Source organism: Streptomyces sp. ADMS, assembly GCF_033441795.1.
Taxonomy (GTDB): Bacteria; Actinomycetota; Actinomycetes; order Streptomycetales; family Streptomycetaceae; genus Streptomyces.
Map to the genome: position 1 here is coordinate 1 of NZ_JAVFVX010000176.1, position 10,303 is coordinate 10,303.

Below are 10,303 nucleotides of genomic sequence, written 5' to 3' on the forward strand. Positions count from 1 at the left end.
GACAAACCCACTGGCCACAAACCTGAAACGGTGACCCGCGAAGTCCGGGCCTAGATCCGACGCGCCGGCCGATCAGATCCTCGGGGAGTCGCCGCCGACTGCCGCGTGGCCGTAGGCCGCGGCGTGGCCCACAGCGCCGAAACCCACGGTTCCGACTGCGAGACGGCTGCCGAGAGCCCGGTCGGGGATGCCATTCCGTGTCCTTCATCGGTTGAGACGAAGAGCTGCTACGACCTCTTCCTCAGGGACGCTGTCAGTCGATCTTCGTCACCGGGCCCGTGGTGATGCCGTTCTCGTTGAAGGAGTCGACCGCGACCCAGTAGTCGTGTCCCGCGTTCAGGCTTCGGAGATCGAGGTCGTTCTGCCCGTAGAGCAGCCAGCTGTGGTAGAGCTTGTCGGGCGCGATGCCATAGCGGACGTTGTACCCCTGGGCTGTCTCGCGGGGATTCCACTCGATCCTTGCAGTGAGGTCGTCGACGCGCCTCGCTCGGGGAGTGGCGGCTGAGGGTGCTGCTCCGTCGCCGGTGCCGAAAACCCGAAGTCCGCTGATCGAGAACGGGCCGTCGAAGGGCATCCTGCCAGCCGTGACCTTGACGAATCGAGCTCGCCGGGCGGACTCGAGCACAACGAAGGCATGCGGAGCGTCCTCGCCCGATCCTCGGTTGTCCGAGACGGTGTGCCACTCCTGGCCGTCCGAGGAGAGCTCGATGAGGACCTCGGTCGGGTGGTGGTCGGGGTAGATCGCTCTCCAGGCTCCGGTCATGTCCTCACCGTCGGTCCTCTCCGGTGCGTGACTCGCCATGTGGTTGTCGGCGAGGTTGAGTTGAATCGCCGTGACGGTGCGTTCCTCGCCGAGATCGGTCTGGAGCCACTCTCCGGGCTGCGAGGTTCCGGCGGTCCACCAGGTGCGGATGTCTTCGTTGACCGCGAGTTCGGGTTCGTGGCCCTCGGCGGACGACGAGGTGGTCGCGGTCGTGCAGAACGACAGCAGCATCCAGCCGGCGAAGGTTTCCGTCCACGGATCGACACGGCGGTCGGGAACGAGCGTCGGATAGTCCCCGAAGTTCTGGTTGCAGAAGAGGACGCCGTCGGAATCGAAGCCGGCCGGGAACAGCCCGATGCGTCGTTCGAATTCGTGATGCACCGAGACGCGCATGGTGGAGGTGTGCCACCAGTTGCCGTGTTCGTCCTGGAAGGTGCTGCCGTGGCCCGCTGCGGTGACGAAGCCGCCCGGCTTCGACGAGAAGGGACTGTTCGGCGAGTACTCGAAGGGCCCGAGTGGCGAGGATCCCGCGTAGTAGCCGTTTGCGTAGGTGTTCCATTCGGTGCCCGGCGCGGCGTACTGCAGGTAGTACGTGTCGTTGTGGCGAGTCATCCAGGCGCCTTCGACGAAGGGGGCGTCGCCGAGGTACTGGGCGATGATTCTCGCCCTTTCCGTCAGGGGCTCGGCCTTGACGTGGCTCTCTCCGATCTGTTCCCAACCGTGACGGTCAGGAGCGCCGGCGACCAGGACGACCGGTTCCCCCACCTTGTCCATGGACACCGGGTCGAGACGGACCCCGGTGATGGGCTCCTTGTTCGAGCAGCCCCAGTAGAAGTAGACAGCGCCGTCGTCGTCCTGGAAGAAGTGCGGGTCCCAGAACGGGAACCCTGGGTTCACCAGGGTGAAGTCGTCCGCGAGGGGATCCTCGCTGCGGAAGATCGGGCTGTCGGTCAGTCTGGACGCCGTGACGTAGAGGACGCCGTTGATCTCCCGTGCGTGAGGAGCGTAGTCGAGCGCGGGCAGCTTCCGGGTCGCGCGGTACTCCCATGTGCGCAGGTCCGCCGAGTGCCAGAATCCCGCCGACATCGACGCGAAGAGATAGAACCGGCCCCGATACCGGACGACGGTGGGGTCGGCTGCTTCGCGGTGCACGGTCCGCTCTGCGCCCATGGGGCGCACGTCCTGGTAGCGATACGGGATGTTCAGAGGGTTGCAGCTGACGGCTGTCGTGAGGCGGTGGGCGCCGGAGGTCATGGGTGCGTGCCTTCTTCTTTGTTCGCGGCTGGAGGCAGGGGCGGTATTACGGCCTGACCGGTCGACTTCTCGTTCCCGGCCCTTGGGAGGCTGTGCGCGGGACAGGACGGAGCCGTCGGAGGCGGCGAGGGGCCTGTCGTCCGGGGCAGGGCAGACGAAGACCCGCTCGTTGACGGGTCCCCCTCAGGTCTGTGTGTCGGAGTCGTCCAGAAGCGAAACGAGCCAGTCACCGTCGATTGCGCCGCCTGTCAGGTTGAGGATCTGACTCATCGGCATCGAACCCACCATGCGCATCATGTCGCTGTCGTCGAGGGGCGCCGGTCCGCCCTGCGCGATGAGCGGGGCGAGTCGGTCCCTGAGCGGGGCCCCCGCAACCGGATGCACGAGCCATTCGGAAACATCCGATTGCAGCGAAAGTGGCGGCTGAACGCCGTCACCGTCGAGGTGGACGAGCTGCTCGTGGAGCACCGTGGAGGCGTTCTCGCCGACCTGGACGACGTAGGTCCCGCCCGGGACGACCCACCGGGCGAGGGGGAGATCCCAGTACGCGAACGCGCTCCGGTCCAGGCGGAGTTGGACCGTCCGGGTCTCTGCGGGTTCGAGGTGCACCTTGGTGAATGCCGCGAGCGTGCGCTCCGGGCGCCTGACGGGTCCGACTCCTGTTGAGACGTACACCTGCACCACGTACTTGCCGGCCCGAGTTCCTGTGTTGGTGACGTTGACGGCCACCGATGCCCCGGCCGGTCCGTCAACCCCTACCCGCAGCTCGGACACGTCGAAGTCGGTGTAGCTCAGGCCGTGTCCGAACGGGTAGCGGACCGGGGCGCCGACCGTCTCGTAGTAGCGGTACCCGACCATGACGCCCTCGCTGTAGCGGACGTGCTCCTGCTCCCCGGGGAACGACAGATAGGTGGGGGTGTCCTTGAGACGGTGCGGGATGGTCTCCGCGAGCCGGCCGGAGGGATTGGCCGCCCCGAAGAGAAGATCGGCGATTGCTGCGCCACCGCCTTGGCCGAGGAGGAAACCTTCCAGGATCGCGTCGACGTCGTCGTGCCACTCCTCGAGCGAGACGACCCCTCCGTTCGCAAGCACGACCACGGTCCGCGGGGCTACCGCTGCGACCGCTCTGATGAGCTGCACCTGCGCGGGCGGGAGTTCGAGACGTTCGCGATCGAGGCCCTCGGTCTCCTCGGTCTCCGGGTTGCCCGCGAAGACGACGACCGCCCCGGCCTCCGCCGCGGCGCGCACCGCCGCCTCGCGCAGCGCATCTCCGTCCTCCTCCCGGGTGTCGAAACCTCGGGCGTACGTGAGGGCGGTTCCCCGCGCGGCGGCGTGAGCTTCGATGCACTCCAGCGGGACGTCGACACACGTCGCGTTGACGTGTGAGCTGCCACCGCCCTGGTATCGCGGTGTGATCGCGAACTCCCCGACCACGAGAACGGACGCCGGTCGGTTGAGCGGGAGTGTGCCGTGCGCGTTCTTCAGGAGGATCGCACATTCGGTCGCGAGTTCGCGGGCCAGTTCGTGGTGCGCGTCCAGATCCGGAGCGGCCGGCCGACGGCTGTCGGCGTCGATGAGAGCGAGCACGCGTTCCGCCGCTCGATCCACCGCCGATTCCTCGACACGACCGTCCCGCACGGCTTCGACGAGGGCCTGCGTCGAGTAGTGACCGGGTCCGGGCATGGACAGGTCCAGACCGGCGTCGAGCGCCGCGGGACGTGCGCGCACGGCGCCCCAGTCGGAGATCACCGCGCCGGTGTACCCCCACTCATTTCGGAGGACCTGTGTGAGCAGCCAATGGTTCTCCGACGCGTGAATGCCGTTGACCTTGTTGTAGGAGCACATGACCGTGGCCGGCTGGGCCTCGGTGACGACGCGCTCGAAGGCCGACAGATGGATCTCGCGCAGCGTGCGTTCGTCGACGTCCGCGCTGATGACCATGCGCTCAGTCTCCTGGTCGTTGGCCGCGAAGTGCTTCAGCGATGCCCCGACACCGCCCGCCTGGAGGGCCCTCACGTAGGCGGTGGCCAATACCCCGGACAGCAGTGGATCCTCCGAGTAGTACTCGAAGTTACGACCGCCGAGGGGCGATCGTTTGATGTTCACGCCGGGCCCGAGCAGGACATCCACTCCCAGTGCCCGTGCTTCCTCCGCGAGGGCGGCGCCCACCTTCGACGCCACCTCCTCGCTCCAGCTGGAACCCACCGCGACAGCGGGCGGGAAGCACGTCGCCGGTTCACTGTGATGGAGCCCCAGATGATCGGTGCCGTGCTTCTGACGTCGGACACCGTGCGGACCGTCGGCGAGCACGATCGCGCCGATGCCTGCCTCGGGAACGGCCACGGTGGACCAGAAGCCGCCGCCGGTCAGCAACGATGCCTTCTGTTCGAGCGACAGGGCCTGCAGGCCGACTTGCGCCATGGGATTTCCTTCTGTGCCGGACCGGGCGCGGGCCGCGGTGAGGGGCGGTGGACGAGCTGTCGCGACGGATGCGCGGCGCCGCGCGCTCGTGCGGACAGGCGAACGGATCTGGCTCGCAGGACGACCGTGTCGCCTGAGAGGCCGATGGCGCCGACCGAGATTGGCCTGGGTGCGGGGAGACCGTGGAGGGCCGGGCCCAGGGGGCCGGACCCATAGAGCGTGGTCAGGTGGTCGCCGCTTGGCCGACCTCGGCTTCGTCGAGCCGCTTGACCTTTGGTATCAACAGAATGAGGAGACCGCCCAGTGCGACACAGCCGGCCTCCAGCCAGAACGCGTGGGAGAAGCCGGAGTCGCCGTAGAACTGGGTGCCCTGAGCGACTGTGCCGCCCTTGGCCATGACCACGAAGGTGAGCTGGAGGACGATCGCCTGGACGACGCCCTGCACCATGCTCTGAGCCCCGTTGGCCAGCGCCTGTTCCTCTGGCGGAACCGCCTCGATGATCATGATGGGCACTATGGAGGCAGTCATGCCTGTGCCTACTCCGGCCACGAGACCCATGATGATGATCTCGGACGCCGAGTGGTGCAGATGGGAGCCGAGAGCGAAACCTCCGGCGGCGAAGACCGCAGCAGTGCCCAGCAGGATGCGAGCGTCGACCCGGCGGGCCAGCACCCCGGTCACGACCGCCACCACGATGATCAGAACGCTCATGGGGCTGGTCACCACCGCGTTCTTGGTCGCCGACCAGCCCAGGCCCGCGGACATTCCGGGGATGTTCGGCATGAGGGCGAGCAGCTGCATGACCGTGCCCACCGAGTAGACCCCTGCCGCGACCACCGCCGTGGCCAGCAGGACCGTCCAGACTCTGCGCCGCTTGAGCATCGGGAGCGGGAACAGTGGGTTGGCGACCCGGCTCTCGACGACCACAAACGCGATCACCGCGAGCACGCCCGCACCGAGGTAGGTGAAGAGCTTTGCGCTGGTCCAGCCCCACTCGACGCCCTGCCCGATGGCGTAGACGATGGCGGTGAGGCCACCCCCGAGCAGCAGTCCGCCCCACCAGTCCATTCGGGCACGTTCCTCGCGGACGGGGCTCTCGGGCACGACGGTGATCAGCAGGATCAAGCTGAACACCGTGGCGATCGCCATGAACCACAGAGCGCCACGGAACCCGAAGTCGTCGATGACCCACCCGGACAGGAACGGGCCCCCGAGACCGACCAGGCCGAGGCCGCCTCCCATGAGACCGCTGGCAGGCCCGACCAGGTGGCGGGGGAACACGTCACGCGCGATCGAATAGGAGAGTGCCGCGATCGGTACGTAGAGTCCTGCGATGCCCCGCCCGACGAGCAGCGTCGCGTAGTTCGGCGCGAGGGCGGCAATGACGTCACCGACGAGCCCGAGCACGGAGATGACGATCATCACGCGCCTCTTGCCGTACATTCCGGCGGCCTTCACCACGAAAGGCATGACGAACGTTCCGATCAGGACGCCCAACAGGCCGAACCAGGCGATCTGCGTGGTGTGGAAGTGGACCGCGATCGCGGCCTGCGCGTTGCCGGCCAGCAGGCTCACGATCGGGAGGATCTGCGCGGTCCACACCAGGGCGAGCAGGATGAGTGAGTGCCGGACACCGAATCGGACCTTGGGGTTCGGCTCCGAGGTGTCATCGGTGACGGCTTGCTTCTGTGACATTTGCGGCCCTTCGATCAGGTGGTGCGGGAACCTGCGGGGTCCTCCGGAATCGGCGTGCGTACTGGCTGTGCATGGCGTGGCAGGCTCGCGGGGTCGGGGCGCTGCCGCGCTCGGGCAGCTCAGCGAGGGGGGCCGATGTCCAGGCGGCCTCCGCATACGGGGACAGAGCGGATATGCGGAAGCGCCCCAGCAGAGCGGGGACTTCGTGGGCGGTGCCGAAGGACGCCCGCAGCCCGACCGGCGCGCTTCGAGTGGTGGCGGGTCGGCGGGCGCGTCCGCCGGCTGTCACGTGACCGTTGAATCCCGGTGGAGGTCCGGTCGGATGTCGGCACCTCGACGGTGAGGGTCGGGCGAAGATCTCGCGCGGTACCCGGACACCGAGCCGCCCTCCAGGACCCAGCGGTGGTGGGCTGGGCTGAAGAACGACAGGTCCCGGGCACACCGTTCCACCTCTAACGGGTGCGAACTGCCCGGGTCGGTTTCGATCTGGTGGCTGCGTCGAGCTCGCGAACAGGGCGGTCGATGCGTAGGTCGACGTCGCCGGCGTACACCTGCACCACTTCCCCACCGGTCCTCGGACCGGAGCCGGGAGCCTTGCACGGCAGCCTCACCGCAACGTTCTCGCCCTCCTCGGCGCCCGTGGTCCGCAGGGGCAGGTCACAACGCCTCTCGGCAGCCGAGCCCTGCACCCGGACGCCATGCGGCCCGTCGGCAACCATCGCCCAGGAAAGCCCCAGGCGTTCGGCGCTCGACGCCCCCCATGCCGCTTGCCCCGCCGGCAGGGCGGCCTTCGCCTGCGAGGACAAAACCGTGAGTACCGCCTGTATGCCCATCGTGTTATCCGCGGCCGGGCGATGGGCCCGTGCGTCGCTGAAAGCGGAGATCGCCATGTTTGGCTCCCGACACATCGTCGTAGTTCAGGTACCGCGCGGCGCCAGGCCAGCGTCCGTTGACGCGCGTCAAAACCTAATCAGAGCCTCTTAACGCGCGTCAATAGGCGTGCAAACTGTAGGTGTCACGCGTCAATGGCGATACAGTGAATGGTCTACGAGGAGAACGGAGGCAACGGTGATCGCTACCAGTCAGGACGTCGCCGACAGGGCCGGCGTCTCGCGATCCACCGTCAGCCAGATCCTGAACGGCCGAGGAGAGCACTTCGCGGCCGAGACCCGGGCACGAGTGCGTCAAGCCGTCACCGACCTCGGTTACGAGCCCTCCACCGCGGGGCGCGCGCTGGCCAAAGGGTCGAGTGACATCGTCATCGCGCTCATCCCCGACACAACCTTCGGCGGAAACCTGCAGGACATCTACGGCGCCCTGACCGACGAGTTGTCCAGGCGCGGACTCGCCCTGGTCCTACGACTCTCGACACACACCGCGGCCTCGCTGGACCGTCTTGTCATCGGAATGAAACCGCGGGCGATCCTGTCCCTCACACCGTTCTCCGACGACGACAGACAGCTCCTCGGGCGTCGGGGCGTCGAGGCGATCGACCCGGAGAGTGCGTCACATCCCGACGTCAACTCCGAGATCGGCAAGCTGCAGGCGCGCCACCTGATCGACCGAGGCTATCGGCGCCTCGCCTACGCTCACTTGCACGATGCGCGCAGCGACCCCTTCGGCGGCCCTCGCGAACGCGAGTTCGCGGACGAGTGCCGCGCGAGCGGCGTCGACGACCCGCAGGTGCTCACCCTCGGAATCAACGCCGAGGACGCTGTGACCGCACTCGACCAGCTCGGCGTGCCGGGCTTCGCTGTCGGCTGCTACAACGACGACGTGGCGACCGCTCTGCTGCACGCCGCATCGCTCCGAGGGTGGCGAGTGCCGGAAGAACTGGCGCTGATCGGCATGGACCACACTCCCCTCTCCCGACTCACCACTCCCCCGCTGACCACGGTGGAGTACGACACCACCCTGGTGACAGAGGCGACCGTCCAATCGATCCTCTCCCGCCTGGACAAGAAGGGCTCCAGTGCCCCGCGCACCGAGGTGCGTCTCCGGGTAATCGCAGGCGGGACCAGCTGATCGCTCCGTAGGGCACCATCGCTCCCGAGGAAAGCGATGACGACGGTGGTGGTCGAGTGGCTCGCGGTAAGTAACGGAGCCGGCGAAGCCGCAAGGGGCCGTCGAACGACAGGCGGTGCCATCGAGACCACGACGGGCCGGTCCGCGTACGGCCCCAAGGGCATGCCGGATGCGGCATTGATGAGGATGCGGGCGGCCACAGGACACGGGTGTGCGCGGTCGGCTTCGGGCAGCCGTGAGGTCAGGCCGTCAACACGCTGGGCAACGGCGGCACGGAAGGCGGCCTCGGTCTGTCGGCCGTGGTCGGTCAGCTCGACGCGAAACGCACGGCGGTCGCCTGCGACGGGGACCCGGCGTACCAGGCCACCCTTTCCGCCCCACTGCGCACCGCCTCCCGACTGCAGCGATTCTCCCGGAGCTCACCGCCGCAGCCCGAACGCCTTGAGGGACTCCGACTCCACCCGCCGTTCAGCCGCAGCCACAGCCCCTCACCACCGAAGGGGCCAAACAGCGGGCGGCCCGATCACCCCGGGCACCCACGTCTTCCCCTGCAACCCCGCATCCATGCCCGAAGACCTGAGCCGCGCCTTCCACCGCCTGGGCTTCCCCAGGCCCAGTCAGACGGCGGCCCAGCCGTCGTCGACGGGGAGGATGGCGCCGTTGATGAAAGAGGCGGCGTCGGAGGCCAGGAAGACAATCGCGGCGGCCTGTTCCTCCGCCGAACCCAGCCGTCCGATGCCGACGCCGATCAACGGGCCGATGACGCTGGGGCCGTGGGCTTCCTGACCGGCGTCCACACGGATGTTGGTCGCGGTGGGGCCGGGGGCTACGGCGTTGGCGCGGATGCCCTGTCCCCGGTACATGACGGCCAGGTTCTTCACCAGGCCGACGATGCCGTGCTTGGAGGCGGTGTAGGCGGCGCCCGCAGCGCTTCCGCGTAGGCCGGCCTCGGACGCGGTGAACACGATCGAGCCGCGTCCGGCGGCGAGCATGTGCGGCAGCACCGCGCGCGTCAGCAGGAACGGCGCAGTGAGATTGATGCGGATGACCCGCTCCCACTCGGCGTCGTCGGTCTCGCCGAGCGCGGACATACGGTCCATGATCCCGGCGTTGTTCACCAGGACGTCCACCCGGCCGAAGTCACCGACGGCCCGCCCGACGACTTCGGCCACCACCTGCCGGTCACTCAGGTCGCCGACGACCGCGACAGCGGCTCCGCCTGCTGCGCTGATCTCCTCGACCACCTCCTCGGCGCCCGCCCGGTCCAGGTCCGCGACCAGAACCTTCGCACCTTCGTGTGCAAACATCAGGGCCGTGGTCCTGCCGATGCCGGACGCGGCGCCGGTGACGACTACACCGCGGCCTTCAAAATCCTTGTTGGTCATGTGCTTCACCTTTCTCAGTGAGGCTGCGCCATGCTCGTTTCCGCAGTTCAGTGGGGCTGGTGTGATGCGCCGGTGAGGTCCTCACGCTGACAGGTGGCCTGATCGTTAGCACGAGATCGTCTGGCGTGGGCGTTCTCGCGGGTTCTGGCGTGAGGTTCGGGGGCTGTTGCGTAGGTTCCGCGTCGGGAGGAATGTTCATGACGGACGTACTGACGTGGACGATCGAGCGGCGGCTTGAGCTGGCGAAACGTGCCGAACTGCTGCGCAAGGAGCTGGGCGAACTCGAGCTGGAGGTGGCCCGGCTGGAGGCCGCCGAGGTGGTGTTCGGGCAATGGTCCGAGGCCACCGACGGTGGACGGCGACCGCCAGGCATCGTGTCGCCGGAGCCGGAGCCGGAGCCGGAGCCGGAGCCGGAGCCGGTTGCTGTGACGGTGGGCCCGGGTGCGGGCGGGATGCGGGTGGTGCCCGATCGCGTCGAGGGGATGGGGCTTCAGGCCCTGACCTCGGAGTACCGCCGGATCATGGAGATCGTGGCCGGGGCGGACGGTCCGGTGATGGCCAGAATGTCGCCCTCACGCTGGGCCGGGAGACGACCCCGGCGAAGATCGAGCCGGTCCGGGGCCAGCTGCGCAAACTCTCCGACCGGGGCTGGCTCGTCCGCACCGCATCGGGCCGCTACCGACCACGCTGACCAGCGGTGTTGACGGCCGGACGGGCCGATTCCGGCCGTAACGCGAGGGCCCCCGGCGGGAGTTGGTA

General features: G+C 68.1%; 7 protein-coding genes. 2 read left to right on the forward strand and 5 right to left on the reverse strand.

Features of this window, described 5'->3' with window-relative positions; translation table 11 throughout:
* Positions 1–253: 253 nt before the first annotated feature.
* The 4 genes from RB628_RS37810 to RB628_RS37825 all read right to left on the reverse strand — a co-directional run bounded on the left by RB628_RS37810 (position 254) and on the right by RB628_RS37825 (position 7,024).
* Complete coding sequence (locus RB628_RS37810; protein ID WP_318325177.1) at positions 254–2,017, reverse strand: family 43 glycosylhydrolase; 1,764 nt, start codon at positions 2,015–2,017, stop codon at positions 254–256.
* Positions 2,018–2,200: 183 nt separating this feature from the next.
* Positions 2,201–4,438: a beta-glucosidase gene (locus RB628_RS37815; protein WP_318325178.1), complete on the reverse strand. Its 2,238-nt coding sequence runs from the start codon at positions 4,436–4,438 to the stop codon at positions 2,201–2,203.
* 223 nt (positions 4,439–4,661) lie between these two features.
* The gene (locus RB628_RS37820; RefSeq protein WP_318325179.1) at positions 4,662–6,134 is read right to left on the reverse strand and encodes an MFS transporter; all 1,473 of its coding nucleotides are present in this window, start codon (positions 6,132–6,134) and stop codon (positions 4,662–4,664) included.
* A 452-nt stretch (positions 6,135–6,586) separates the two neighbouring features.
* Entirely contained in the window at positions 6,587–7,024 is a 438-nt protein-coding gene (locus RB628_RS37825; protein WP_318325180.1) for a hypothetical protein, read from the reverse strand.
* A gap of 178 nt (positions 7,025–7,202) precedes the next feature.
* On the opposite strand from RB628_RS37825, the gene RB628_RS37830 reads away from it, so the two are divergent.
* Positions 7,203–8,159 (forward strand): LacI family DNA-binding transcriptional regulator, encoded by a 957-nt coding sequence (locus RB628_RS37830; protein ID WP_318325182.1) that lies wholly within the window; start codon positions 7,203–7,205, stop codon positions 8,157–8,159.
* Positions 8,160–8,776: 617 nt separating this feature from the next.
* On the opposite strand, the gene RB628_RS37835 is transcribed toward RB628_RS37830, so the two are convergent.
* Complete coding sequence (locus RB628_RS37835; RefSeq protein WP_318325183.1) at positions 8,777–9,544, reverse strand: SDR family NAD(P)-dependent oxidoreductase; 768 nt, start codon at positions 9,542–9,544, stop codon at positions 8,777–8,779.
* 197 nt (positions 9,545–9,741) lie between these two features.
* Here RB628_RS37835 and RB628_RS37840 point away from each other — a divergent pair, with 197 nt between their 5' ends.
* A complete protein-coding gene (locus RB628_RS37840; protein ID WP_318325184.1) occupies positions 9,742–10,248 on the forward strand; it encodes a hypothetical protein in 507 nt (168 codons plus the stop codon).
* The last annotated feature ends 55 nt before the right edge of the window (positions 10,249–10,303 follow it).